Here is a 24,303-nt window from a genome sequence, read left to right as displayed (position 1 = left end):
CGGCCTCCTGAAGTCGCAATTGGCGGCGCCTGGACTATTGCGCGCTTAGAAGCAAGAGCAAGTTCTGAAGTTCTGTGCAATTCAGGCTTTGCGCAATCCTGTAGGAGATCACCCAGCCCTTTGGGCTGCGCTGTCGCGCAGAGAACTGATTTCGCAAGCGCTCCCACAGATTCCTTCTAAATCAACAAGTTATGTGTATTTCTATGAGAGCGGGCTTGTCCCGCGAAGCAGGCAACGCGGTGGATGGCACCGGCTGTGCCGGTGTTCGCGGCACAAGGCCGCTCCTACAGGTGCAGCGCTGGGTTCAGGCTTGGCGTATTCATGTAATCCGGAGTTCCCACAACTGCAACTAGCGGTTAGCTGCGCAAGTACAGGCGCCACCCCTAACTTCGCGACTTCAGTAGGCCGAGCGGAGGTGACTGGAGGGCCCAAGGTGCGCAGCACCCTTCGGCGCAGCCGAAGGCGCGAGATGTAGACTTGCGTAGCAAGTCGCAGGCCGCGCGGGCCCGCAAGTCACCGCAGCGAGGGAACCCCGGAGCGAAGCGCAGGGGCCGAATGAATGGAGCGAGCATTTTTTGGTTCCTTTTTGATGCTTCAAAAAGGGACCCGCCGTAAGGGCGGAAAGGTGACTCAAAGTCAACTTCACAAATGAATGCGCATACAAACCCCAAAAAAAACAACTAAAAAACCCTCACAACCTCTGCAAAATCAACTCCCCCGAAGCACCCGCCAACCCAGCCGCTCCCTCCACCCCAGGCCGCCCATTAGCCCCAGCATCGGTTCGGTACACCAGGCATCCCTTGCTGACCCCGCCCTTGCCAGCCTTCCCGGCAGCCCCCGGCTTACCCGCAGCGCCCCCCTCCAGCCGCACCACGATTCGCTCCTGAGCGAACCCTTCAGGCACGGCCAGGCGAACCCGCCCACCCGGCGCCCCATCATGCCCATTGCCGCCATTATCCCCATTGGCCCCACGGCTGGCCTGCCCCCAGGTACAACCTCCGGGCTTGCCATTTCCTCCGTCGAGCCCCGCATACCCCGGTGCACCGGCACCACCCCGCGCATCGATGGACAGCCGCTTGGCGTCCAGGCGATCAAAACGCAGATCCAGGTTGCGCCCAGGACGCGCCGGCCGCTCGAAGGTGCCCGACGCACCTGGCGCGCTGATCTCGCTACCTTCACCCAGATAAGCGCTGGCCGCCGCGATACGCAGGTCCTGCCCGGCAGGCGCGATGGCGATGCGCGCATCGCGGCCCAGCTCAAGTCGGTCGATCTTCAGTTCAGTCAGCGTGGCCGGCAGCAGCAGGGTTGCCGAATCCGCTACCCGCACGTGCTCCAAGTGCACGCTGGCCGCTTTGTTGGGCAGACGCAACATCGAGTGGGCAGCGACATCAAGATTCTCGGCCTGAGCCAGGGGCGCCGCCAGGGCGGCCAGCAACATCAATTTACGCACGACGGGTCGCCTCTTCAGGTTTGCGAATGGACATGACATGGAAGATCCCGGTGAGCAGGATCTGCAACCGGTCGAACCAACGGTGGCTACGGCCGCGCAGGCTGCCGTTGAAGCACAGCACTTCGAGCACATGCAGCGTCAGCAGCACGAGGCCAGCAGCATTGATGAGCAGGTTGATCGGCAGTGGCTGCGGCATGAACACGTTGAACAGCACCACCCACCAGAACACCACGGTCAGGGCTTTGCCCAAGCCCAGGATGAACTTCATGAACCGCCCCCACGGATTTTTATGGTTGTGTCGGCCAGGCCCGTAGCCACGGGCCCGGCCAGCAACAGTACCCCGCTTGCCGGGGCGCACGCCAGTGGTGGCTCAGTTCAGGTGCAGCTCTACCCGACGATTGCGCGCCCGGCCCTCGTCGGTGTCGTTGTCGGCCACTGGTTCGCTCTCGCCATGGCCTTGGCTGGTGACCTTCTGCGGCACCAGTCCCTGACTGATCAAGTACTCAGCGACACTACTGGCACGGCGTTCGGACAAGCCTTGGTTGTAGCTGTCGGAACCCACGCTGTCGGTGTGACCGATCACCTTGACGCTGAGCACGCTTGGGTCGCTGAGTTTGGGCAACAAGGCTTGCAGACGCTGCTGGGCGTCGGCGCTGAGTGCAGCCGAGTTGAAGGCGAACAACACCGGGCCCTGATCATCGAGGGTGATCACCTCGGGCGCTGCGGCGACCGGCTCAGGCCTTGGCTGTGACGGCGGGTATTGGGGCAACGGGCAGCCCATGTGGTCAACCTGGGTGCCCGCCGGGGTATCCGGGCAACGGTCGCGGCGATCGAAGACGCCATCGCCATCCTCGTCACCATCCTGGGCGTAGCAGATCAAGCCGCCAGCAATCGCCCCGGCTGCGCCAGCACCGGCTGCCCAGCTGGAACTCTCGATGGCCCCCAGGCCACCGCCGACCAGCCCACCAAGCAGGCTGCACAGTGGCCAGGTCCTTTGATTGAGAGGCGCGCTGCCATCGCTGTGGGTGGCACAACCGGCCAACAGCCCGGTGGCCATCACCAGCGGCAGTGCCGCCTTCGACAAAACACTCATGGTGAATGCTCCTGTGTCACCGGCCGCTACCGGTCACACAGGAGTAAAGACGCGCCCGCGCCACTTCACAAGGCGCGCACGCAGGGGCCGTCAGCGCTGGATCTTGATCTCGGTGCGACGGTTCATGGCACGGCCTTCGGCAGTGGCGTTGTCAGCAACTGGCTGCGTTTCACCGGCGCCCACCACCGAGACGAAGCTGCTGCGCGGAACGCCGTTCTCGACCAGGTAATCAGTCACCGAGTGCGCACGGCGCTCGGAGAGTTTCTGGTTATAACGGTCGGAACCAACGCTGTCGGTGTGCCCGGTGACGCTCAGGCGAGCCGAGCTGGTTTCTTGTTTCAGGCGTGTGGCGATCGTGTTCAGGCGCTGCTTGTCGGCAGGCGTCAGACGCGCGGAATCGAATTCGAAGTGCACATCACGGATGACGATGACCTCTTCCTTCGGTGCCGGCGCAGGCGCTGGCGCTGTCACAGGTGGTGGTGCCGGAGGGCAGCCATTGGCGTCCACCTGCACGCCACGCGGGGTGCCCGGGCACTTGTCGCGGCTGTCCGGCACACCATCGCCGTCCTCGTCGCCATCGCCATGGGCCCAGCAATAGCCGGCCGCCAGACCACCACCGAGCAACGCGCCCCAACCTGCCCAACTAGAACTTTCAATGGCGCCCAAGGCAGCGCCACCTACACCCCCGACGGCAGCACACTTCGGCCAGTCGGTTTTTTGCAAACCTGCACAACCAGTCAACACACTGGTGAGCAGAACCAGGGGTATCGCTGTGCGTACTATGCTCATCTTGTTGCTTCTCCTAGGGGGAATCGGTGCAAAACCGATGCTCTGGGAGTAAAGACCGCCGTTTGGCGCATTGCCAGCAATCAGCCACGCAACGGCGTCATGCCCCTTTGCCCGCAAGCCCAAGCCCGCTAGTCTTGGCCGATCTGAACGAGGACTGGCAATGACCGACGTTTTCTCTTCCCGCACCCCGCAACAGGCGCTAGCCGCCCTGCTCGAGCGCTTCGCCCCGCACAACCTGCTGCTGGTGGGCAGCCGTTTTCCGGCCCTGGAGGCGTTCGCCCAGGCTCACCCGGACACTCGCATCGAGCAAGCAGCGCCCGGTCCGCTGCCGGCGCCACTGGCCGCACAGCGCTTCGACCTAGCGTTGCTGGTGGACTGCCTCGAACACCTGCCCAAGCGCGGCGGCTTGGAGCTGCTGGGCGGCATCCGCAACCTAAATGCCAGCCGTGTAGCGGTACTGGCCGACCTGCCCGCCTGCGGCTGGCAGGACACCGATTTCTTTTCCCTGGCACTGGTCGCCAGCGAAAAATTTGAACGCGATGGCCAGGTGCTGAGCCTGTTTACCTATGATCTGCATGACTATAAACAGGTCCCGGATTGGCTCAACGCCAAGTTCTGGGCCAATCCTGAAAACTTCGGCAAGTACTGGTGGTGATTCAATGAGTGTCTCAGTCTGCCCCTGTGGCAGTGGCAACCTGCTCGACGCCTGCTGCGGGCATTATCACGCCGGCACCCCGGCACCGGATGCGCAGGCATTGATGCGTTCGCGCTACAGCGCCTACGTGCTGGGGCTGGTGGATTACCTGGTGGCCACCACCCTGCCGGCCCAGCAAGCGGGCCTGGACCGCGCCGGCATGGCGGCCTGGAGCGCCCAGAGCACCTGGCTGGGCCTGGAGGTGGAGAGCGCCGAGGTGCTTGGCGGGCAGCCCGAGCACGCCTTCGTCACCTTTACCGCACGCTGGCACGACCTGGAAGGCGATCACCAGCAGCGTGAGCGCTCGGCGTTCGTCCAGCACGCCGGGCGCTGGTATTTTATCGACCCCACCGTGGGCCTGAAAGCCGGACGCAACGACCCTTGCCCCTGCGCCAGCGGACAGAAATTCAAGAAGTGCTGTGCCGCCTACCTCGCAGGCTGAGGCGCACTGGTGCGATAATCGCGCCATATTCAACCGGAGTACCCCGCAATGACCCAGCAACCCCACGTCCATGGCCCCGACTGCAACCACGATCACGACCACCATCACGACCACGGCCATGTGCACGGCCCGCACTGCAACCACGGTCACCAGGAGCCTGTGCGCAACGCCCTGAAAGACGTTGGTCGCAACGACCCGTGCCCCTGCGGCAGCGAGAAGAAGTTCAAGAAGTGCCACGGCGCTTAACAGCAGCCACTCGCGGCAAGCTACAAGCTGCAAGCAAGAGCAAATCACCAGCGCACGTGCTTTTACTTGCAGCTTGCCCTACCACTGGTAAATAAACCGCCCCGGCACCTTGCATGGCGACTGCGCGCTCACTACCTTAGCGCCTTTCCAACCCCGCCACGCCCTGCAGGAGCCCCGCCATGGCCGCCCTTCCCCCTTTCCGCCTTCGCTTCGGCGGCGCCGCCGCGCTGCTCGGCATGCTTGCGCTGGCCGGCTGCCAGATGGGCGGCTACCAGGACAGCGTTCCGCCAAGCACGGGCGTGCAACCGCTCAAGGGCCTGGCACAGAACGTGTCGGTACGGCGCAACGCCATGGGCGCGCCACTGATCGAAAGCAGCAGCTTCCATGACGCGCTGTTCAGCCTGGGTTATGTGCATGCCGGTGACCGCATCGGCCAAATGCTCAGCATGCGCCTGCTGGCCCAGGGCCGCCTGGCCGAGCTGGCCGGCCCCGAGGCACTGGACATCGACCGGCTGATGCGTGCGGCCAACTTGAAGCAGAGCGCCGGCCAGCTCTACGCCGACGCCTCGCCACGGCTCAAGCGTTTCTTCGAGGTGTACGCCCGCGGCGTCAACGCCTACCTGTTCCGCTACCGCGACAAGCTACCAGCGGAGCTGGCCAGCAACGGCTACCGCCCGGAATACTGGAAACCCGAGGATTCGGCGCTGATCTTCAGCCTCTATGCGTTCAGCCAGTCGGTGAACCTGCAAGAAGAGCTGTCGGCCCTGACCCTCGCGCAACAGGTGGGTATCGACAAGCTGGCCTGGCTGCTGCCCGGTGCCCCCGACGAGCCGCTGGCGCATGCCGAAACCGACAAGCTCAAGGGCCTGAACCTGGCCAGCCAACTGCCGGGACTGACCTCGCTGGCCGCCTCCAGCCAGCAACTGGCTGATCTCGGCCTGCTGGGCAACCCTGGCTCATCCAACCTGGCCCTGGGGCCACAGCGCAGCCGCAGCGGCAAGAGCCTGCTGGCCAGCGAAAACCGCGCCACCTGGGCACTGAGCCCGGTGCAGATTCACACCGGCAAGTATCAGGTCGCCGGTCTGTCGCTACCGGGCCTGCCGATCATGCTGGCGGGCTACAACGGCAAACTGGCCTGGAGCGCCAGCGCGGTGATGGCCGACAATCAGGACCTGTTCCTCGAACAGGTGCGTCGCCAAGGCAACCAGCTCACCTACCTGGCCGACGGCAAATGGCAGAATGCCCGGGCGCGCAACGAAACCTTCTTCGTGCGTGGCCAGCGCCCACAGCGCGAGCTGATGTACGACACCCGTCATGGCACGCTGCTGCCGGGTCACGGCAGCCTGGGCCTGGCCCTGCACCTACCGCAGCTCAAAAATGACCGCAGCCTCGATGCGCTGTTCGACCTGACCCGCGCCAGCAACGTGGAGCGGGCCTTCGACAGCACCCGTGAAGTCGGCGCTGCCGCCCTGAACTTCGTGTTCGCCGAGCCCGAGCACATTGGCTGGCAAGTCAGCGGCCGCTACCCGAACCGCCGCGACGGTCAGGGCCTGCTGCCCTCGCCCGGCTGGGACGGTCGTTACGACTGGGACGGCTTTGCCGACGCCATGCTCCATCCCTATGACCAGGACCCGGCCAGTGGCTTCATCGGCCACGCCAACCAGCGCAGCCTGCCCAAGGGCTATGGCATGCAGCTCTCAAGCACCTGGTATTACCCCGAGCGCGCCGAACGCCTGGCCGAACTGGCTGGCAACGGTCGCCACGACAGCCGCAGCCTGATGGCACTGCAGAACGATCAGGTGACGCTGCTGGCGGCCAAACTCAAGCAGATGTTCGACGCCCCAGGCATGGCCCAGCCGCTCAAGCAGGCCATCGATGCCCTGCCTGCGGCGCAGCGCGACAAGGCGCGTGACGCGCTTGCGCGGCTCAAGGCCTTCGACGGCCGCCTGAGCCCGGTATCGGCGGATGCCGCGCTGTACGAGCTGTTCCTGCAAGAGGTCACCCGGCAAACCTTCCTCGACGACCTTGGCCCGGAGTCCAGCCCAGCCTGGCAAGCCTTCGTCAGCAACGCGCAGCTGTCGTACTCAGCCCAGGCCGACCACCTGCTGGGCCGCGACGACAGTCCGTTCTGGGACGACCGCAGCACCCCGCACAAAGAAGACAAACCTACGATCCTGGCCCGCAGCCTGGCGGCAGCCATCGATGCCGGCACGGCCCAACTGGGCGCCGACCGCCGCGCCTGGCAGTGGGGCAAGCTGCACCAGTACCGCTGGCCAGCGGCTAACTACAAAGGGCTGGGCGACACCCTCAACCGCTCGCCGATGGACGCCGGTGGCGACTTCACCACCCTGGCCCTGACCCCGTACGCCTGGGGCAGCCACTTCGACACCCGCCTGCCGGCCTCGGCACGGATGATCGTCGACTTCGGCCAGGCCGAGCCCTTGCAAGTGCTGACCAGCAGCGGGCAATCGGGCAACCCCGCCAGCCGTCACTACAGCGACGCACTGGACGCCTGGTTCAAGGGCCGCTTCAGCAGCCTGCCGCTGCAACCGCAGAACTTCGGCCGGGCCTACGGCAGCCAGCGCTTGACGCTGGTGCCGGGCAAGTAGCCGGTTGCAGGCATGAACACGCCGCCTGGGCTGGCGGCGTGCTCCTTCAACACACACCCTTGCGCCAAAGCGCGCCAATAACAGAACTTTCCCGAAGCTTTCACGCTCCCACCTTGTAACGTCGCTACCGAAGCCCATGCCCATGGACCTCGTCATTGCCCGCCCTGAAGGCCTCTATTGCCCACCTGGGGACTTTTACATCGACCCGTGGCGCCCGGTGGAGCGCGCGGTCATCACCCACGGCCACGGCGACCACTCGCGCCCCGGCAACCGTCACTACCTGACCGCCGCTGACGGCGCCGGTGTGCTGCGCAGCCGCCTGGGCCAGGGCATTGATCTGCAAACACTGCCCTACGGCGAACGCCTGCTGCACCATGGCGTGACCTTGAGCCTGCACCCGGCCGGCCACGTACTGGGCTCGGCCCAGGTTCGCCTGGAATACCAGGGCCAGGTGTGGGTCGCCTCGGGCGACTACAAAGTCGAGCCCGACGGCACCTGCGCGCCGTTCGAGCCGGTGCGCTGCCATACCTTCATTACCGAATCCACCTTCGGCCTGCCGATCTACCGCTGGCCGCCGCAAGCCGAGGTGTTCGCCGCCATCAACGCCTGGTGGCGCGGCAACCGCGAGGCGGGCAAGGCCAGCGTGCTGTTCTGTTATGCCTTCGGCAAGGCGCAACGCATCCTGCACGGCTTGGACGCCGGGCTCGGGCCGATTCTGGTGCACGGTGCGGTGGAGCCTCTGAACCGGGTCTACCGCGAAGCCGGCGTGCACCTGCCAGAGACCCGTTACGCAGGCGACATCCCACGCAATGACCCACTGCTGCGCCAAGCCTTGGTGCTGGCACCGCCCTCGGCGGCGGGCAGCAGTTGGATGAAGCGCTTCGGCGACTACAGCGACGGCTTTGCCAGTGGTTGGATGCGCCTGCGGGGCACGCGCCGTCGGCGTGGCGTCGACCGTGGCTTCGTACTCTCCGACCATGCCGACTGGCCCGGCCTGCTGTGGGCGATCACCCAGACGGGCGCTGAGCGGGTGATGGTGACCCACGGCTCGGTCAACGTGCTGGTGCGCTACCTCACCGAGCAAGGGCTGGATGCCCGGGGCTTCGTCACCGAGTACGGCGAGGAAGACGACAACGCCAGCGCAGAGCCTGGCGCATGAAGGCCTTCGCCGACCTCTACCTGCGCTTGGACGCCACCACGTCGAACAATGCACGCCTGCACGCGCTGGTCGACTATTTCGCCAGCGCACCGCCACAGGATGCCGCCTGGGCGGTGTACTTTCTGGCAGGAGGCCGGCCACGCCAACTGGTCCCCAGCCGCCTGCTGCGCGAGCTGGCCACGCAACTGTCTGGCCTGCCGCCGTGGCTCTTCGAGGAGAGCTACCAAGCCGTGGGTGACCTGGCCGAAACCGTTTCATTGCTGTTGCCCGAAAGCCCCGACGCCAGCGACGAAAGCCTGGCCGACTGGGTCGAGCAGCACCTGCTGCCGCTGCGTGGTCAACCACCGGAGGTTGTGCGCGAGCGCTTGCCAATACTCTGGTCACAGCTAGACCGCCCGAGCCTGATGCTGTGCCTGAAGCTGATCACCGGTAGCTTCCGCGTTGGGGTCTCCAAACTCTTGGTCACCCGCGCCCTGGCACAACTGGCGGGGCTCGACGCCAAGCGCGTAGCCCAGCGCCTGGTGGGCTACACCGACCTCAACCATCGCCCCAACGCCGAGCGCTACCTTGCGCTGATCGCCCCCGAATCCACCGATGAACACCAGCAACGTGGCGGCCAGCCCTATCCGTTCTTCCTGGCCCATGCGCTGCAACTGCCAGTGGCGCAATTCGACGCGCTGCTCGGGCCGCCGTGCGACTGGCTGGTGGAGTGGAAGTGGGATGGCATCCGCGCCCAGGTGGTCAAGCGTGAGGGACGCGTATGGGTGTGGTCGCGAGGCGAGGAGTTGATGACCGAACGCTTCCCCGAGCTGCATAGCCTGGCGGACACACTGCCCGATGGCGTGGTGATCGATGGCGAGATACTGGTCTGGAAACCGGATACCCAAGGCATTGCCGTGCAGCCCTTCGCCTTGTTGCAACAGCGCCTGGGGCGCAAGACCCTGAGCAAGAAGCTGCTGGCCGAGGCGCCGGTGGTCCTGCAGGCTTATGACCTGCTGGAATGGCAAGGACACGATTGGCGCAACCAACCGCAACATGTACGTCGCCAGCAACTCGAACAACTCCTGCAACGCTACCCGTTGGCGCCCTTGCTGCTATCGCCACTGCTCACCGGCGACAACTGGTCCGAACTGGCCCAGCAACGCGAGCGCTCGCGCAGCCTGGGCGTCGAGGGGCTGATGCTCAAGCGACGCGATGCCCTGTACGGCGTGGGCCGCACCAAGGACATGGGGCTGTGGTGGAAGTGGAAAGTCGACCCGTTCAGTATCGACGCGGTATTGATCTACGCCCAGCGGGGCCACGGCCGGCGTGCCAGCCTGTACAGCGACTACACCTTTGCGGTGTGGGATGCACCACCCGGTACAGCCGGACGCAGCCTGGTGCCATTCGCCAAGGCCTACTCGGGGCTCAGCGACGAACAAATGCGCCAGGTCGATGCCATCGTGCGCAAGACCACCGTCGAGACCTTCGGCCCGGTACGCAGCGTCACCCCGACCTTGGTGTTCGAGCTGGGCTTCGAAGGCATCGCCTTGTCCAAGCGCCACAAGAGTGGCATCGCGGTGCGCTTCCCCCGGATGCTGCGCTGGCGTCAGGACAAAACTGTCGAGCAGGCCGACGATCTGGCCACTCTCCAGGCGCTGCTGGGCTGACGCTGCGCCGCAGGTGAAGTTGTACTGCTATCCTTGGCCCCGGCTCATGTCACCGATCGTTATCCCAGGACCCCCATGCACCATTCGACCCACGACCTGCTCTCCCCTGTTCCGGGCAGCGCCCGCCAACTTCACAGCTTCCACTTTGGTCCGCGCGGCGGCACCAAGGTGTACATCCAGGCCTCGCTGCACGCCGACGAGCTGCCCGGCATGCTGGTGGCCTGGCACCTGAAGCAGCGTCTGGGCGCGCTTGAGCAACAAGGCCGACTGCGTGGCGAGATCGTGCTGGTGCCGGTGGCCAACCCGGTGGGTCTGGAGCAGGTGTTGTTGGATGCGCCGCTGGGCCGCTTCGCGCTGCAAAGCGGCGAGAACTTCAACCGCAACTTCGTCGATCTGTCGGACAGCCTCGGCGACCAGATCGAGGCTCACCTCACCCAGGACCCCGCGCATAACCTGGCGCTGATCCGCGAGTACCTGCGTCGCGGCCTGGATGCCCACCCGGCGCTCACCCCGCTGCAGTCCCAGCGCCTCACCCTGCAACGGCTGGCCTGCGATGCCGACATCGTGCTCGACCTGCACTGTGACTTCGAGGCCGTGGAGCACCTGTACACCACGCCCGAGGCATGGCCCCAGGTCGAGCCCCTGGCGCGCTACCTGGGCGCGCAGGCCAGCTTGCTGGCCACCGACTCCGGCGGGCAATCGTTCGACGAATGCTTCAGCCTACTCTGGTGGCAGTTGCAACAACGTTTCGGCAAGCGCTTCCCGATCCCGCAAGGCAGCTTCTCGGTGACCGTCGAACTGCGCGGACAAGCCGACGTCAGCCATGAACTCGCCACCCAGGACTGCCAGGCAATCCTCGACTTCCTGACCCACAACGGCATCCTCGAGGGCCAGCCAGCGCCACTGCCGCCCCTGCGCCAACCCGCCACGCCGCTGGCGGCGGTGGAACCCGTCACCGCCGCGCTGGGCGGGCTGCTGGTGTTTCACGCCAAGCCCGGACAGTACCTGGAGGCCGGGCAACTGATCGCCGAAGTCATCGACCCTCTCAGCGATCGCGTGACGCCGCTGCGCAACAGCCAGGCCGGGCTGCTATATGCACGTAGCCTGCGGCGCATGGCCACGGCGGGCATGGTGGTTGCCCACGTGGCGGGCGAAACGGTGTGCCGCAGCGGCTACCTGCTGGGCAACTGATCGGCTAAACCATTGGGTGGCTGGCGTGGTCCACTAGAGGCACAGTCCTCGACGGATCATTCGCCAGCATGCCTGACCTCGCTTCCACCTGGTTCGCCGCCCGCGGCTGGAAACCCTTCGCCTTTCAGCGCCAGGTCTGGGCGGCGGTCGGCAGAGGCCGCTCAGGCCTGCTCCACGCCAGCACCGGCGCGGGCAAGACCTATGCGCTCTGGCTGGCCGCCCTGCGCGCGTTCGCCCAAACCGATGGCCGGCGCCAGCCCGCCCCCTTGCAGGTGCTGTGGATCACCCCCATGCGCGCCCTAGCCGCGGACACGGCGCGAGCCTTACAGGCCCCATTGGATGATCTTGCCCTGAACTGGACCGTTGGCGTACGCAGCGGCGACACCGACAGCGCCGAGCGTGCCCGCCAGGCTCGGCGCCTGCCCAGTACGCTGATCACCACCCCCGAAAGCCTTACCTTGTTGCTCACCCACGCCCAGGCCGAACATCACTTCGCCAGCCTGCGCATGGTGGTTGTCGACGAGTGGCACGAATTGCTGGGCAACAAACGCGGCGTGCAATTGCAACTGGCGCTGGCACGTCTGCGCCGCTGGCATCCAACGTTGCAGGTGTGGGGGCTGTCGGCGACCTTGGGCAACCTCGACCATGCCTTGCAGGTGCTGGTGCCCGATGACGGGTTGTTGATCAAAGGGCGCCAGGGCAAGCAACTGGTGGTCGACAGCCTGATCCCCGCACAACTCGAACGCTTCCCGTGGGCTGGGCACATGGGGCTGAAGATGCTCGAGCCGGTAGCCAACGCCATCGAAAAGAGTGCCAGCAGCCTGGTATTCACCAATACCCGCGCCCAAGCCGAACTGTGGTATCAAGCCCTGCTCCAGGCCCGCCCGGAATGGGCAGGGCTGATCGCCCTGCACCACGCCTCACTGGCCCGTGCGACCCGCGACTGGGTCGAAGCAGCGCTCAAGCAAGGCCAGCTCAAGGCGGTGATCTGCACCTCCAGCCTGGACCTGGGCGTTGATTTCTTGCCGGTGGAACGGGTGTTGCAGATTGGCTCAGCCAAAGGCATCGCCAGGCTGATGCAGCGTGCTGGACGCTCGGGGCACGCGCCGGGACGCACCTCGCGCATCACCCTGGTCCCGACCCACAGCCTCGAACTGGTCGAGGCCGCCGCCACGCGCCAGGCGTTGGCCAGCGGACGCATCGAAGCACGCTACTCACCGCGGCTTTGCATGGATGTGCTGGTGCAGCATCTGGTGAGCATGGCGCTTGGCGCCGGCATGCGCCCGGACTCATTGCTGCAAGAGGTGCGCAGTACCTGGGCCTACCGTGATCTACACGACAGCCAATGGCAATGGGCCCTGGACTTTGTCCGCAACGGTGGCGGCGCGCTGAGCGCCTACCCTGACTACCAACGCGTCGAAGCACACGCCGACGGAGTCTGGCGGGTCACCAGCGAGCGCCTGGCGCGGCGCCATCGTTTCGGTATGGGCACCATCGTCAGCGATGCCAGCCTACAGGTGAAATACTGGAGCAAAGGCGGCGCAGGGCAGTCGCTGGGCAGCATCGAGGAGGCCTTCATCGCGCGCCTGCGTCCCGGCGACAGCTTGATGTTCAGTGGCCGCGTACTGGAGCTGGTGAGGGTCGAGAACATGACCGCCTACGTGCGCCGTAGCACTTCGCGCAAGGCCGCCGTGGCGCGCTGGAATGGCGGGCGCATGCCTCTGTCCAGCGAGTTGGCCGACGCTGTGGTCGAACAGTTCGAGGCCGCAGCCCAGGGCCGCTTCGACAGCGACGAACTGCGCGCCGTGCGGCCCTTGCTGGCGCTTCAGGCGCAATGGTCGGCACTGCCCACGCGCTCGAGCTTGCTGGCCGAAACCCTGACCACTCGCCAGGGCTCGCACCTGTTCCTCTACCCCTTCGCCGGACGCATGGCCAACCTCGGACTGGCCAGCCTGATCGCCTGGCGTGTCAGCCGCGACCAACCCCTGTCGGTCTCGATAGCGGTCAGCGACTACGGCCTTGAACTGCTCACCCCTTCGCATCTGGACTGGGCCGCCCACCTGCCCGCTGCACTGTCAGGCGAGGCGCTCCTGGCCGATACCCTGGCCAGCCTCAACGCCAGCGAAATGGCCCTCAGGCGTTTTCGCGAAATCGCCCAGATCTCCGGGCTGGTGTTCGGCGGTTACCCGGCCGCGCACAAGAGTGCCCGGCAGATCCAGGCGTCCAGCGGCCTTTACTTCGAGGTGCTGCGCAAGCACGACCCCGGCAACCTGCTGCTCGATCAGGCCCATGCTGAGGTACTGGCCGAGGAACTACAGATCGAGCGCCTGCAACATCACCTGCGCAGGATCGCCAGCCAGCGCCTGGAGCTGCGTGCACTGCGCCGCCCTGGTCCGCTGGCCTTCACCTTGTTGGTGGAAGGCATGCGCGAAACCCTGAGCACCGAAAAGCTGGCCGACCGCATCGCACGCATGGTACGAGACCTGGAAAGCGCCGCAGGCAATGGGCATGGATGAACTGCTGATCGAACATGCCGGCGAGCCATTGTGGCTGCTGGCCGACAAAGCCCTGTACTGGCCGGCCCGGCAAGCGCTGCTGGTGGCCGACCTGCACATTGGCAAGGCGGCCAGCTACCGTGCATTGCATCAACCGGTGCCAAGCGGCACCAGCGAGGCCACCCTGGCCAGGCTGGACGCCCTGCTGGCGCGATACACCTGCTCAATGCTGATCGTGCTCGGCGACTTCCTGCACGCCCGGCATGCCCGCACACCCACCACACTGGCCAAGTTGGCCGCGTGGCGGGAACGCCATGCAGACCTTCAGATCATCCTGATAAGGGGCAACCATGACCGCCATGCGGGCGATCCGCCCGCGCAGCTGAACATTACCGTGCACGAGGAACCCTGGCTGCTGGAGCCGTTCGCCCTGCGCCACGATCCCGAGGCGCATCCGACCCACCCGGTCCTGGCAGGCCATGTCCACCCGGCCTTCGTGCTGCATGGGCGCGGCCGCCAGCGCGTCCGTCTGCCCTGCTTCGTGGTCGGGCCACAGGTCACGCTGTTGCCGGCCTTTGGCGAATTCACCGGTGGCTGGAACGTCGTGTCGAGGCCCGGCACACGCCTGTATCTGACGGGTGCCGGGCAGGTATGGCCGATTCCAGAATGATCAGGCCACGGGCGCAGGAGGCGGCTCGTCGGGCAAGGTCGGTTCGCCGGGCTCCATTGGCGGGTGCTCGCCGGGCTCAGTCGGCTGTGGGGTATCGGGACCAGGCTGGTGCGGCACGCCGCCAGCCTGTACGCAAGTGGGCGGATGAGCCAGCAGCGACCAGGCCAGTATCCCGATCTGGTTCGGCTGCAGGACGGCCAGCTTGGCGCTGATTGCGGGGTCAATCTTCATGGGCAACTCCTGACGAGAGCCGGTGAGCGTCATGCACACCAGGACTGTTCATCTCGTTGGAGTCCATTGCCTGCAAACAATTCCAGGCAATTGGTCGACTCAGGTGCGCGGCAGGGTGACGCCACGCTGACCCTGGTACTTACCGCCACGGTCCTTGTACGAGACTTCGCACTCTTCGTCCGATTGCAGGAAGAGCATCTGTGCCACGCCTTCGTTGGCGTAGATTTTCGCAGGCAGCGTGGTGGTGTTGGAGAATTCCAGCGTCACGTGGCCTTCCCACTCGGGCTCGAGCGGGGTGACGTTGACGATGATGCCGCAGCGCGCATAGGTGCTTTTGCCCAGACAGATGGTCAGCACATCGCGCGGAATGCGGAAATACTCCACGGTACGCGCCAGGGCGAAGGAGTTAGGCGGGATGATGCACACGTCGCTCTTGATGTCGACGAAGCTGCCGGCATCGAAGTTCTTGGGGTCGACAGTGGCCGAATTGATGTTGGTGAAGACCTTGAATTCGTCGGCGCAGCGCACGTCGTAGCCGTAGCTGGAGACGCCGAAGGAGATGACTCGGCTGTCCTGTTCGCCGCGCACCTGGCGCTCGACGAACGGTTCGATCATGCCGTGTTCCTGCGCCATGCGGCGAATCCACTTGTCCGATTTGATGCTCATGGCGGGGAGTCCTGAGAGTGCAAGGTGAAAAAAATCGTGACGCGCATCTTACCGGTCCCGGCGCCTGCGGCAAAGTCGCATCCTTGCTCCTGGACCCAATCCCCGCCAGTCGGGGCCTGTGGCGCCACCGATCCGAATTGCGACAAACCCATCGACGGTTATTGGCAGGCCAGGGAAAGTGGGTTAAGGTGACGCCACTGTGCTGCACGCGACACCGAAGATCTGTTTGATGCACGATTTACGATCGGCCCATCTCCAAGAACCCTTCTGCTCCTTTGCACTCAGTTCACGGCCAGGGCTGTTCCTGAGCCGCCATCAACTTTGTCCAAGGAGACAGAAAAATGTCCAACCGTCAATCCGGTACCGTCAAGTGGTTCAACGATGAAAAAGGCTACGGCTTCATCACCCCTCAGTCGGGCGACGACCTGTTCGTGCACTTCAAAGCCATCCAAGCTGACGGCTTCAAAACCCTGAAAGAAGGCCAGGCTGTTACTTTCGTCGCTACCCGCGGCCAGAAAGGCATGCAGGCTGAAGAAGTTCAAATCGCCTAAGTCGATTTAGCTTCCTCGCTTCAGAAAAAACCCGCCATTGGCGGGTTTTTTTGTGTGCGTTGCAAAACCATGCAGGCCGTGGGAGCAGCGCTGCACCGCCCCCAACGTGATGGCCTACGGCTCAGTCTTCGCTGATGGTGATACTCGGCATCGCAGGGGCTGCGGCTTCCTGCAACACGATACGCGCGCCCACCTGCCGCGCCAGCTCCTGATAGACCATGGCAATCTGGCTTTCGGGCTCGGCGATAGCTGTCGGCTTACCGTTGTCGGCTTGCTCACGGATCAGCATCGACAACGGCAACGACGCCAGCAGCTCGACGCCATACTGCGCGGCCAGTTTCTCACCCCCGCCTTCACCGAACAGATGCTCGGCGTGACCACAGTTGGAGCAGATGTGCACAGCCATGTTCTCGACCACACCCAATACCGGGATGTTGACCTTACGGAACATCTCGACGCCCTTGCGCGCATCCAGCAGCGCCAGGTCCTGAGGCGTAGTGACGATTACAGAACCTGCCACCGGCACTTTTTGCGCCAAGGTCAGCTGGATATCGCCGGTGCCCGGCGGCATGTCGATCACCAGGTAATCCAGGTCGTCCCAAGCCGTCTGGGTAACCAGTTGCAGCAGCGCACCGGAAACCATCGGCCCACGCCAGACCATCGGCGTATTGTCGTCGGTGAGGAACGCCATGGACATCACTTCGACGCCATGGGCCTTGATCGGGACGAACCACTTCTGGTCGCGTACTTGTGGTCGAGTGCCTTCGGCGATGCCGAACATCACGCCTTGGCTGGGGCCGTAGATGTCAGCGTCAAGCATCCCGACCCTGGCGCCTTCACGGGCCAACGCCAGGGCCAGGTTGGCTGCGGTGGTCGACTTGCCTACCCCGCCCTTGCCCGACGCCACGGCGATGATGTTCTTGACGTTAGCCATGGCCGGCACCTGGGCCTGGGCCTTGTGGGTGGCGATCACGCAATCGATGGAGACGCTAACAGAACTGACCCCGTCCAGATTGCCGATGGCGGTTTGCAGCACTTGCGCCCAGCCGCCCTTGAACAAACCAGCGGCATAGCCGAGCTGCAACTGCACGCTGACCTGCCCGCCCTGGATCTCGATGGCCCGTACGCAACCGGCGCTGACCGGATCCTGGTTCAGGTAGGGGTCGGTATACTGGCGAAGCACGCCTTCGACGGCGGCACGGGTGACGGCACTCATGGAGACTCCCATTGGCAAACTGAATACGAAACAGGCGCCTATGCTAACCCGTCAATCGTCAGCATATGCGTTCGCGGGGTGAAATATATTCGTCAGGCCTTTATAGTTGCCGATCACCCTCATTTTTACCCCGTAGCCAGATAAGTAGCCGAGCCACCATGTCCGAGCCACGCCAGATTCTCGTCACCAGCGCCCTGCCCTATGCCAATGGATCCATCCACCTTGGCCATATGCTGGAGTACATTCAAACGGACATGTGGGTGCGCTTTCAGAAACTGCGCGGTAACCAGTGCATCTATGTCTGCGCCGACGATGCCCACGGCTCGGCGATCATGCTGCGTGCCGAAAAGGAAGGCATCACGCCTGAGCAGTTGATCGCCAACGTCCAGGCCGAGCACAGCAGCGACTTCGCCGACTTCCTGGTCGATTTCGACAATTTCCACTCCACGCACAGCGAAGAGAACCGCGAGCTGTCGAGCCTGATCTACACGCGTCTGCGTGATGCAGGCCATATCGCCACCCGTTCGGTGACCCAGTACTTCGACCCGGAAAAAGGCATGTTCCTGGCCGACCGCTTCATCAAGGGCACCTGCCCCAAGTGCGCGGCCGAAGACCAGTACGGCGACAACTGCGAAAAATGCGGCGCCACCTATGCCCCGACCGAGCTAAAGAACCCCAAGTCGGCGATCTCCGGCGCCACTCCGGTACTGCGTGATTCCCAGCACTTCTTCTTCAAGCTGCCGGAATTCCAGGCCATGCTGCAGCAGTGGACCCGCAGCGGCACCCTGCAGGACGCAGTCGCCAACAAGCTCGCCGAATGGCTGGACTCCGGCCTGCAGGAGTGGGATATCTCCCGCGATGCACCGTACTTCGGCTTCGAGATCCCGGGCGAGCCAGGCAAATACTTCTATGTCTGGCTGGACGCGCCGATCGGCTACATGGCCAGCTTCAAGCACCTCTGCGCACGCCGCCCGGAGCTGGACTTCGACGCGTTCTGGAACGAAGGCTCGCAGGCCGAGCTGTATCACTTCATCGGCAAGGACATCGTCAACTTCCACGCCCTGTTCTGGCCAGCGATGCTCGAAGGCGCAGGTTTCCGCAAGCCGACCGCAGTCAATGTGCACGGCTACCTGACCGTCAACGGCGCCAAGATGTCTAAGTCTCGCGGCACCTTCATCAAGGCGCGCACCTACCTGGACCACTTGCAGCCCGAGTACCTGCGCTACTACTACGCAGCCAAGCTCGGCCGCGGCGTCGACGACCTCGACCTGAACCTTGAGGACTTCGTGCAGAAGGTCAACTCCGACCTGGTCGGCAAGGTGGTGAACATCGCCAGCCGCTGCGCAGGCTTCATTCACAAGGGCAACGCGGGCGTGATGGTTGCAGGCGACGCTGCACCGGAGCTGACCGAGGCCTTCATCGCTGCCGCCCCCTCGATCGCCGATGCCTATGAAGGCCGTGACTTCGGTCGTGCAATGCGCGAAATCATGGCACTGGCCGACCGCGCCAATGCCTGGATCGCCGACAAGGCGCCATGGTCGCTGGCCAAGCAGGAAGGCAAGCAGGATGAGGTGCAGGCCATCTGCGCCCAGGGCATCAACCTGTTCCGCCAGCTGGTGATCTTCCTCAAGCCGGTTCTGCCGGTGCTGGCCGCCGACGCCGAGGCCTTCCTCAACGTCGCACCGCTGACCTGGAACGATCACCAGTCGCGCCTGGAAAATCACACGCTCAATCCGTTCAAGGCCCTGATGAGCCGTATTGAGCCTGCCAAGGTCGAAGCCATGGTCGCCGCCAGCAAGGAAGACCTGCTAGCCGCTGAGGCCAAGGTGTCCACCGGCAACGGCGAGCTGGCCAAGGATCCGCTGTCGGCAGAGATCGAGTTCGACACCTTCGCCGCCGTCGACCTGCGCGTGGCCTTGATCGTCAAGGCCGAAGCCGTGGCTGGCGCCGACAAACTGCTGCAACTGACACTGGACATCGGTGACGAGCGCCGCAATGTGTTCTCCGGGATCAAGTCGGCCTACCCCGACCCGAGCAAGCTCGAAGGCCGCCTGACCATGATGGTTGCCAACCTCAAGCCGCGCAAGATGAGGTTCGGCGTGTCCGAAGGCATGGTGATGGCCGCAGGCCCTGGCGGTGAAGAAATCTATCTGCTGAGCCCGGACAGCGGCGCCAAGCCCGGTCAGCGCATCAAGTAAGCCCCCGACTGCCCCGGCCCTTTGGCCGGGGCAGTCGCATCCGCCAGGCGCAGTCCCGCCAATCAAGCCACATCGCGGCGCTCGGTACGCTCAGAGCGTTGCAACAGCAACTGCTCGTCTGCGTGGTAAGCGAGGGCCGGCGACCTGCCGCCAGACCTCGCATCGGGCGTACAATTGCCTGCGCCCAGCGCCTCCACCCTCACGTCGTCAAGGAAGCCTTTGACCCCATGAATGCCGCAAAACGCCTGGAGATCTTTCGCAGGCTGCATGAAGACAACCCGTCCCCTAAGACCGAACTGGCTTACACCACGCCCTTCGAACTGCTGATCGCCGTGATCCTTTCGGCGCAGGCGACCGACGTCGGTGTCAACAAGGCGACGGCACGCCTGTATCCGGTGGCGAACACGCCCCAGGCCATTCATGCCCTGGGGGTGGAGGGGCTGAGCGAGTACATCAAGACCATCGGGCTCTATAACAGTAAGGCCAAGAATGTCATCGAGACCTGCCGCCTGCTGATCGAACTGCATGGTGGCGAAGTACCGCAAACCCGCGAAGCACTCGAAGCGCTCCCCGGCGTCGGTCGCAAAACCGCCAATGTGGTGCTCAACACCGCTTTCGGGCAATTGGCCATGGCCGTCGACACGCATATCTTCCGGGTGAGCAATCGCACCGGCATCGCGCCAGGCAAAACCGTTCTAGAGGTTGAAAAGAAACTCCTCAAGTTCGTACCCAAGGACTATTTGCTGGACGCCCACCATTGGCTGATTCTGCATGGGCGATACGTCTGCCAGGCACGCAAGCCGCGTTGTGGCAGTTGCCGTATCGAAGACCTGTGCGAATACAAGCACAAGACTTGCGACGATTGACTCACATAGAGAAAACCGCATATCACGATTGAAAAAATCTTTTTTACCGACTCCAAGAATCCCGTTATAAGGACGGCCAATGGCCCCTTGGCTTGGAGTGACGCATGAGCACCGATAAAGAAGACCTGGTTGTCGATGATGATTTCCCTAGCACGGATGAAGAGGTTGAGCCTCGGGTCGAAATCGCCAAGACCAATCTCAGCAAACGTCGCACCATCGACAACCTGCTGGAAGAGCGCCGCCTGCAGAAGCAACTGGCGGACTTCGACTACGACCTGTAAGACGGGCCAGCCAAAAGCCTCATCGGCAGAGGCTTTTGGCCTACAGTGTCAGGCCAGCCCGTGGCGCTGAGCCAATTCAATGAGGTCAACCAGCGAGCGGGCATTGAGCTTGAGTAACAGCCGGGTCTTGTAGGTACTCACTGTCTTGTTGCTAAGGAACATGCTGTCGGCGATCTCCTTGTTACTCTTACCCCGCGCAAGTTGTTGCAGCACCATCATTTCACGCCCCGAAAGGCGTTCGACCATTTCCTCCTCGGTACATCCACCATTGATGTTGCGGCCTTTTTGCAGGGCTTGATTGGGGAAGTAGCTGTAACCGGACAAGACCGCCTTGATTGCGCTGAGCAGCTCGGTGAGTTCCTGTTGCTTGCAGACATAACCGGCCGCCCCGGCCTGCATACAGCGCATCGAGAAGTGCCCAGGGGCCTGGGAGGTGAGCACCAGAACCTTGCTGCCCGGGCTCGCCATCGCGATGCGGGCGACCACTTCAAGGCCATCGAGCTTGGGAATCCCGATATCCAGAATGACGATGTCCGGCAGGTGCTCCCGCGTCAACTGCAAAGCGTCGACGCCGTTGTCGGTTTCCGCCACCACCTCGTAGCCATGCCGCTCCATCAGCATGCGCACCGCCAGGCGAATGACCGGGTGATCATCAACGATCAGCACTTTGTTCATGCGTTACCCATTAGATCCGTATTTAGTTTTGGCCAGCCACCATAACCGAGCATCGTGATCCGATAATCCGTAATTGTCCGCGAACCCTCATCAAAAGAGCTGTACTACTTCATTTAAAGAAACTTCCTACAGGCATGACGCTCCCGCAGCGCCTGGATGGTGCCTCGGACGCTTCCCGGGGAAGACCGCCGCTCTTACGCGTGCTCGATAAAAGACTTACAGATAAGGCAAAGCATGTCGGGGGCATTTATATGAAACAGGAAAACTTCAGCCCTTTGAGCCTTATCGCGATCTTCGCTGGCATCGTCGAGGCCTCAGCGCTGGCGTCACTGCCATTTCTCAGCGAAGCCAGCCAGGGCATCTACACTTGGTTTCTGGTCGGCTTTCCGTTCTTCCTGACGGTACTGTTCTTCCTGACACTGAACTTCAATGCAAAAGCCCTGTTCAGTCCGCAATCGTCCAGCGTCGCGCCAGCCCCCAGCGGCCAAGCTGACCCCCTTAGCCCTGCGCTGGCGCGGGCCACCACGCGCGAGCCGAACGCCAGTTTGATCGCTCTGTCCGGCCCACAAAGCGGCGTGGCCCTAGAGCAGCACATCCTGCGCATCGTCCGCCAACCGCAAAACCAGGCGCAACGCTGGGTCTTCTACGACCTGGAGGGTCAGCGCTGTCTAGAAATTTGCAGAACACCTCTGGAGGACGATGCGCCCAGGCCGCCCAGCGCTCCTGAGGCTTGAAACAGGCGTAAAAAAACCCGGCCGAGGCCGGGTTCTTCAGCACACGCGGGCGAATCAGAGCATCGAACGGCCTTTGTTGGCGGCGATGCGCATACGCAGTGCATTGAGCTTGATGAAGCCAGCAGCATCCGCCTGGTTGTAGGCGCCGCCGTCCTCTTCGAAGGTCGCGATATTGGCATCGAACAGCGAATCGTCCGACTTGCGGCCGACCACGACGACGTTGCCCTTGTACAGCTTCAGGCGTACGACGCCGTTCACGTTGACCTGCGAAGCATCGATCATCTGCTGCAGCATCAGACGCTCCGGGCTCCACCAATAGCCGGTGTAGATCAGGCTGGCATACTTGGGCATCAGCTCGTCTTTGAGGTGAGCGACTTCGCGATCCAGGGTGATCGACTCAATGGCACGGTGAGCCTTCAGCATGATGGTGCCGCCTGGGGTCTCGTAGCAGCCACGGGACTTCATGCCTACGTAGCGGTTCTCGACGATGTCCAGGCGACCGATACCGTTGGCACCACCGATGCGGTTCAGATCGGCCAGCACGGTGGCTGGACTCTTCTCGACGCCGTCGATGGCGACGATGTCACCGTTGCGGTAGGTCAGCTCGATGTAGGTCGCGGTGTCCGGGGCGTTCTCAGGCGAGACGCTCCAGCGCCACATGTCTTCTTCGTGCTCGGTCCAGGTATCTTCCAGGACACCGCCTTCGTAGGAGATGTGCAGCAGGTTGGCGTCCATCGAGTACGGCGACTTTTTCTTGCCGTGGCGCTCGATCGGGATGCCATGCTTCTCGGCGTAGTCCATCAGCTTCTCGCGCGACAGCAGGTCCCACTCGCGCCATGGTGCAATGACCTTGACACCCGGCTTGAGCGCGTAGGCACCCAACTCGAAGCGCACTTGATCGTTGCCTTTGCCGGTTGCGCCGTGGGAAATGGCGTCAGCGCCGGTTTCGTTGGCGATCTCGATCAGGCGCTTGGCGATCAGCGGACGGGCGATGGAGGTACCCAGCAGGTACTCGCCTTCGTAGACGGTGTTGGCGCGGAACATCGGGAACACGAAATCACGCACGAACTCTTCGCGCAGATCGTCGATGTAGATTTCTTTAACGCCCATCGCCTGGGCCTTGGCGCGGGCCGGCTCGACCTCTTCGCCCTGACCCAGATCAGCGGTGAAGGTCACCACTTCGCAGTTGTAGGTGTCCTGCAGCCACTTGAGAATCACCGAAGTATCAAGGCCGCCGGAATACGCCAGTACGACCTTTTTTACGTCCGCCATGCCATCACTCCACGGGGTTGTACGGAAAGCCTTCAAGTCTAACGGCCTTGCCGCAAAATTTACAGTGGGGCGACAGCTTGTGATGCCAAAGCGACAGGAACTGTCGTGCACGCGACCAACGCCTGCATTCAGGCCTTTTTAGCCGCCGATTGTGCAGGTGGCGCAGGCGTTGCAGCCGGTGCAGGCGCTGGCTCAAGCGGTTTCTCCACAGGCGTGACGCGGTCGAGTGTGATGTTCACGCGACGATTCTGCGCACGGTTGGCAGCACTGTTGTTCTTGACCAGCGGATAGCGCTCGCCGTGGAAACGCACGGTGATGTGCTCCTCCGGGACGCCATGGGCTTTGAGATAGTCGGCGACTGCCAGCGCGCGCCGGCGTGAGTTGTCACGGTTGCTCAGGCGGTTGCCGCTGTTATCGGAGTGCCCGTCAAGCTCGATGTGATTGACCGACGGATCGGCCTTGAGGTAATCGAGGATGATATCCAGGCGGGCCCTTGCCGAGCTGTCCAATTCAAGGCCGGTGCCCGGGAAGCCGATCTGGGTCTGGCGGATCTGATCAAAGTTCACCGGCAGCATCTTGCCGGCGCACGTCTGGTAGTCCGCATAGGCCTTGGCAAAGCTGACCGGCAACACTCGCACCTCCATGGCACGGCCACCTTCGCCTGCGTAATTGCGTATCACCGTGCTGCGCCCATCGAGCAAGCCGTTGATCAAACGGCTGGCCTGGCCTTGGCTGGAGGTAAACAGCACGCCCGTGCGGGCCATGCGCACCGCGCCCAGATTGATATCGCCGCGCCCCGGCTGCCAAGGTGCGGCAGCCGCCAGCAGAGTCGCGGAGCCGGCACCCAGCACGTTGCTGTCCGAACGCAGGCGGAAGGTTGGCTGCTCGCCGGCGCGGCGCACGAACTCGCCACTGCCGAAGCCTTCGATCGGCTGGACCAGGCGGCATTCGAACTGATCGCCCTCGACTTGCCAGGCAACGCTCTCCATGCGGGTCTGGAAGGTCATGGCCGCAGCCGGCAGGCTGGCAACGAGGGTGAACAGGGCTAGATAACGCTGGCGCACGGGAGGCTCCACAAATTCTGACGACTTACCCCAAGGCTATCGGACGCCTCGGGCAAAACTTG

General features: G+C 63.6%; 24 protein-coding genes. 14 read left to right on the top strand and 10 right to left on the bottom strand.

Annotated features, from left to right (window positions below; translation table 11 throughout):
• Positions 1-691 precede the first annotated feature (691 nt).
• The 4 genes from ACNFIC_RS17825 to ACNFIC_RS17810 form a co-directional block, all read right to left on the bottom strand.
• Positions 692-1,450: a collagen-like protein gene (locus ACNFIC_RS17825; RefSeq protein ID WP_416781531.1), complete on the bottom strand. Its 759-nt coding sequence runs from the start codon at positions 1,448-1,450 to the stop codon at positions 692-694.
• Positions 1,443-1,718: a DUF1145 domain-containing protein gene (locus ACNFIC_RS17820; RefSeq protein ID WP_138221146.1), complete on the bottom strand. Its 276-nt coding sequence runs from the start codon at positions 1,716-1,718 to the stop codon at positions 1,443-1,445. Before ACNFIC_RS17820 ends, ACNFIC_RS17825 begins: the two co-directional genes overlap by 8 nt.
• Positions 1,719-1,820: 102 nt before the next feature.
• Positions 1,821-2,543: an OmpA family protein gene (locus tag ACNFIC_RS17815; RefSeq protein ID WP_138221145.1), complete on the bottom strand. Its 723-nt coding sequence runs from the start codon at positions 2,541-2,543 to the stop codon at positions 1,821-1,823.
• 90 nt (positions 2,544-2,633) lie between these two features.
• Positions 2,634-3,332 (bottom strand): OmpA family protein, encoded by a 699-nt coding sequence (locus ACNFIC_RS17810; RefSeq protein WP_138221144.1) that lies wholly within the window; start codon positions 3,330-3,332, stop codon positions 2,634-2,636.
• Positions 3,333-3,492: 160 nt separating this feature from the next.
• Here ACNFIC_RS17810 and ACNFIC_RS17805 point away from each other — a divergent pair, with 160 nt between their 5' ends.
• From ACNFIC_RS17805 to pdeM, 9 genes are all read left to right on the top strand, one after another.
• Positions 3,493-3,987 carry a DUF6231 family protein gene (locus tag ACNFIC_RS17805; protein ID WP_138221143.1) on the top strand — a complete coding sequence of 165 codons (495 nt, stop codon included), beginning with the start codon at positions 3,493-3,495 and terminating at the stop codon, positions 3,985-3,987.
• 4 nt (positions 3,988-3,991) lie between these two features.
• A complete protein-coding gene (locus ACNFIC_RS17800; RefSeq protein ID WP_416781530.1) occupies positions 3,992-4,468 on the top strand; it encodes a YchJ family protein in 477 nt (158 codons plus the stop codon).
• Between the two features lie 48 nt (positions 4,469-4,516).
• Complete coding sequence (locus tag ACNFIC_RS17795) at positions 4,517-4,714, top strand: SEC-C metal-binding domain-containing protein (RefSeq protein WP_138221141.1); 198 nt, start codon at positions 4,517-4,519, stop codon at positions 4,712-4,714.
• Positions 4,715-4,893: 179 nt separating this feature from the next.
• Positions 4,894-7,323 (top strand): penicillin acylase family protein, encoded by a 2,430-nt coding sequence (locus ACNFIC_RS17790; protein WP_416781529.1) that lies wholly within the window; start codon positions 4,894-4,896, stop codon positions 7,321-7,323.
• Positions 7,324-7,465: 142 nt separating this feature from the next.
• A complete protein-coding gene (locus ACNFIC_RS17785) occupies positions 7,466-8,482 on the top strand; it encodes a ligase-associated DNA damage response exonuclease (protein ID WP_416781528.1) in 1,017 nt (338 codons plus the stop codon).
• A complete protein-coding gene (locus tag ACNFIC_RS17780) occupies positions 8,479-10,131 on the top strand; it encodes an ATP-dependent DNA ligase (RefSeq protein ID WP_416781527.1) in 1,653 nt (550 codons plus the stop codon). The genes ACNFIC_RS17785 and ACNFIC_RS17780 overlap by 4 nt, the downstream gene beginning before the upstream one ends.
• Positions 10,132-10,206: 75 nt before the next feature.
• Positions 10,207-11,322 (top strand): succinylglutamate desuccinylase/aspartoacylase family protein, encoded by a 1,116-nt coding sequence (locus tag ACNFIC_RS17775; RefSeq protein WP_138221137.1) that lies wholly within the window; start codon positions 10,207-10,209, stop codon positions 11,320-11,322.
• 68 nt (positions 11,323-11,390) lie between these two features.
• A complete protein-coding gene (locus ACNFIC_RS17770; RefSeq protein WP_416781526.1) occupies positions 11,391-13,838 on the top strand; it encodes a ligase-associated DNA damage response DEXH box helicase in 2,448 nt (815 codons plus the stop codon).
• Complete coding sequence (gene pdeM / locus ACNFIC_RS17765) at positions 13,831-14,487, top strand: ligase-associated DNA damage response endonuclease PdeM (RefSeq protein WP_138221135.1); 657 nt, start codon at positions 13,831-13,833, stop codon at positions 14,485-14,487. Before ACNFIC_RS17770 ends, pdeM begins: the two co-directional genes overlap by 8 nt.
• On the opposite strand, the gene ACNFIC_RS17760 is transcribed toward pdeM, so the two are convergent.
• Positions 14,488-14,718, bottom strand: coding sequence for a hypothetical protein (locus tag ACNFIC_RS17760; protein ID WP_138221134.1), 231 nt, complete (start codon positions 14,716-14,718; stop codon positions 14,488-14,490).
• 99 nt (positions 14,719-14,817) lie between these two features.
• Complete coding sequence (gene dcd / locus ACNFIC_RS17755; RefSeq protein ID WP_003258001.1) at positions 14,818-15,384, bottom strand: dCTP deaminase; 567 nt, start codon at positions 15,382-15,384, stop codon at positions 14,818-14,820.
• Positions 15,385-15,725: 341 nt separating this feature from the next.
• On the opposite strand from dcd, the gene ACNFIC_RS17750 reads away from it, so the two are divergent.
• Positions 15,726-15,935 (top strand): cold-shock protein, encoded by a 210-nt coding sequence (locus ACNFIC_RS17750; RefSeq protein ID WP_016488765.1) that lies wholly within the window; start codon positions 15,726-15,728, stop codon positions 15,933-15,935.
• A gap of 121 nt (positions 15,936-16,056) precedes the next feature.
• Here ACNFIC_RS17750 and apbC read toward each other — a convergent pair whose 3' ends face one another.
• On the bottom strand, positions 16,057-17,151 hold the full coding sequence (gene apbC, locus ACNFIC_RS17745; RefSeq protein ID WP_138221133.1) for an iron-sulfur cluster carrier protein ApbC: 1,095 nt from the start codon (positions 17,149-17,151) through the stop codon (positions 16,057-16,059).
• A gap of 158 nt (positions 17,152-17,309) precedes the next feature.
• Between apbC and metG the strand changes: the two genes are divergently transcribed.
• From metG to ACNFIC_RS17730, 3 genes are all read left to right on the top strand, one after another.
• The gene (gene metG, locus ACNFIC_RS17740; protein ID WP_138221132.1) at positions 17,310-19,349 is read left to right on the top strand and encodes a methionine--tRNA ligase; all 2,040 of its coding nucleotides are present in this window, start codon (positions 17,310-17,312) and stop codon (positions 19,347-19,349) included.
• 227 nt (positions 19,350-19,576) lie between these two features.
• Entirely contained in the window at positions 19,577-20,215 is a 639-nt protein-coding gene (gene nth, locus ACNFIC_RS17735; RefSeq protein WP_138221131.1) for an endonuclease III, read from the top strand.
• Between the two features lie 104 nt (positions 20,216-20,319).
• Positions 20,320-20,496, top strand: a complete 177-nt coding sequence (locus tag ACNFIC_RS17730) for a PA3496 family putative envelope integrity protein (RefSeq protein WP_171030998.1) — start codon at positions 20,320-20,322, stop codon at positions 20,494-20,496.
• A gap of 48 nt (positions 20,497-20,544) precedes the next feature.
• Here the strand turns inward: ACNFIC_RS17730 and ACNFIC_RS17725 are convergent, their stop codons facing one another.
• Positions 20,545-21,171 (bottom strand): response regulator transcription factor, encoded by a 627-nt coding sequence (locus tag ACNFIC_RS17725; protein ID WP_138221130.1) that lies wholly within the window; start codon positions 21,169-21,171, stop codon positions 20,545-20,547.
• Between the two features lie 251 nt (positions 21,172-21,422).
• Between ACNFIC_RS17725 and ACNFIC_RS17720 the strand changes: the two genes are divergently transcribed.
• A complete protein-coding gene (locus ACNFIC_RS17720) occupies positions 21,423-21,905 on the top strand; it encodes a hypothetical protein (RefSeq protein WP_138221129.1) in 483 nt (160 codons plus the stop codon).
• Between the two features lie 54 nt (positions 21,906-21,959).
• On the opposite strand, the gene ACNFIC_RS17715 is transcribed toward ACNFIC_RS17720, so the two are convergent.
• Together ACNFIC_RS17715 and ACNFIC_RS17710 are read right to left on the bottom strand one after the other, a co-directional pair.
• Entirely contained in the window at positions 21,960-23,177 is a 1,218-nt protein-coding gene (locus tag ACNFIC_RS17715) for an argininosuccinate synthase (RefSeq protein WP_138221128.1), read from the bottom strand.
• Positions 23,178-23,305: 128 nt separating this feature from the next.
• Complete coding sequence (locus tag ACNFIC_RS17710; RefSeq protein ID WP_416781525.1) at positions 23,306-24,241, bottom strand: flagellar protein MotY; 936 nt, start codon at positions 24,239-24,241, stop codon at positions 23,306-23,308.
• Positions 24,242-24,303: the final 62 nt, after the last annotated feature.

Origin of the sequence: Pseudomonas sp. NY15463 (assembly GCF_048068415.1) — a bacterium.
GTDB lineage: Bacteria > Pseudomonadota > Gammaproteobacteria > Pseudomonadales > Pseudomonadaceae > Aquipseudomonas > Aquipseudomonas mosselii_C.
This window is presented reverse-complemented; position numbering and strand designations above follow the sequence as displayed.

Coding starts and splice junctions, on each gene's coding strand:
- ACNFIC_RS17720 (WP_138221129.1), top strand. CDS start 21,423: ATGAAACAGGAAAACTTCAGCCCTTTGAGCCTTATCGCGATCTTCGCT.
- ACNFIC_RS17820 (WP_138221146.1), bottom strand. CDS start 1,718: ATGAAGTTCATCCTGGGCTTGGGCAAAGCCCTGACCGTGGTGTTCTGG.
- nth (WP_138221131.1), top strand. CDS start 19,577: ATGAATGCCGCAAAACGCCTGGAGATCTTTCGCAGGCTGCATGAAGAC.
- ACNFIC_RS17725 (WP_138221130.1), bottom strand. CDS start 21,171: ATGAACAAAGTGCTGATCGTTGATGATCACCCGGTCATTCGCCTGGCG.
- ACNFIC_RS17795 (WP_138221141.1), top strand. CDS start 4,517: ATGACCCAGCAACCCCACGTCCATGGCCCCGACTGCAACCACGATCAC.
- dcd (WP_003258001.1), bottom strand. CDS start 15,384: ATGAGCATCAAATCGGACAAGTGGATTCGCCGCATGGCGCAGGAACAC.
- metG (WP_138221132.1), top strand. CDS start 17,310: ATGTCCGAGCCACGCCAGATTCTCGTCACCAGCGCCCTGCCCTATGCC.
- ACNFIC_RS17785 (WP_416781528.1), top strand. CDS start 7,466: ATGGACCTCGTCATTGCCCGCCCTGAAGGCCTCTATTGCCCACCTGGG.
- apbC (WP_138221133.1), bottom strand. CDS start 17,151: ATGAGTGCCGTCACCCGTGCCGCCGTCGAAGGCGTGCTTCGCCAGTAT.
- ACNFIC_RS17770 (WP_416781526.1), top strand. CDS start 11,391: ATGCCTGACCTCGCTTCCACCTGGTTCGCCGCCCGCGGCTGGAAACCC.
- ACNFIC_RS17805 (WP_138221143.1), top strand. CDS start 3,493: ATGACCGACGTTTTCTCTTCCCGCACCCCGCAACAGGCGCTAGCCGCC.
- ACNFIC_RS17775 (WP_138221137.1), top strand. CDS start 10,207: ATGCACCATTCGACCCACGACCTGCTCTCCCCTGTTCCGGGCAGCGCC.
- ACNFIC_RS17790 (WP_416781529.1), top strand. CDS start 4,894: ATGGCCGCCCTTCCCCCTTTCCGCCTTCGCTTCGGCGGCGCCGCCGCG.
- ACNFIC_RS17760 (WP_138221134.1), bottom strand. CDS start 14,718: ATGAAGATTGACCCCGCAATCAGCGCCAAGCTGGCCGTCCTGCAGCCG.
- ACNFIC_RS17715 (WP_138221128.1), bottom strand. CDS start 23,177: ATGGCGGACGTAAAAAAGGTCGTACTGGCGTATTCCGGCGGCCTTGAT.
- ACNFIC_RS17800 (WP_416781530.1), top strand. CDS start 3,992: ATGAGTGTCTCAGTCTGCCCCTGTGGCAGTGGCAACCTGCTCGACGCC.
- pdeM (WP_138221135.1), top strand. CDS start 13,831: ATGGATGAACTGCTGATCGAACATGCCGGCGAGCCATTGTGGCTGCTG.
- ACNFIC_RS17815 (WP_138221145.1), bottom strand. CDS start 2,543: ATGAGTGTTTTGTCGAAGGCGGCACTGCCGCTGGTGATGGCCACCGGG.
- ACNFIC_RS17730 (WP_171030998.1), top strand. CDS start 20,320: ATGAGCACCGATAAAGAAGACCTGGTTGTCGATGATGATTTCCCTAGC.
- ACNFIC_RS17780 (WP_416781527.1), top strand. CDS start 8,479: ATGAAGGCCTTCGCCGACCTCTACCTGCGCTTGGACGCCACCACGTCG.
- ACNFIC_RS17750 (WP_016488765.1), top strand. CDS start 15,726: ATGTCCAACCGTCAATCCGGTACCGTCAAGTGGTTCAACGATGAAAAA.
- ACNFIC_RS17810 (WP_138221144.1), bottom strand. CDS start 3,332: ATGAGCATAGTACGCACAGCGATACCCCTGGTTCTGCTCACCAGTGTG.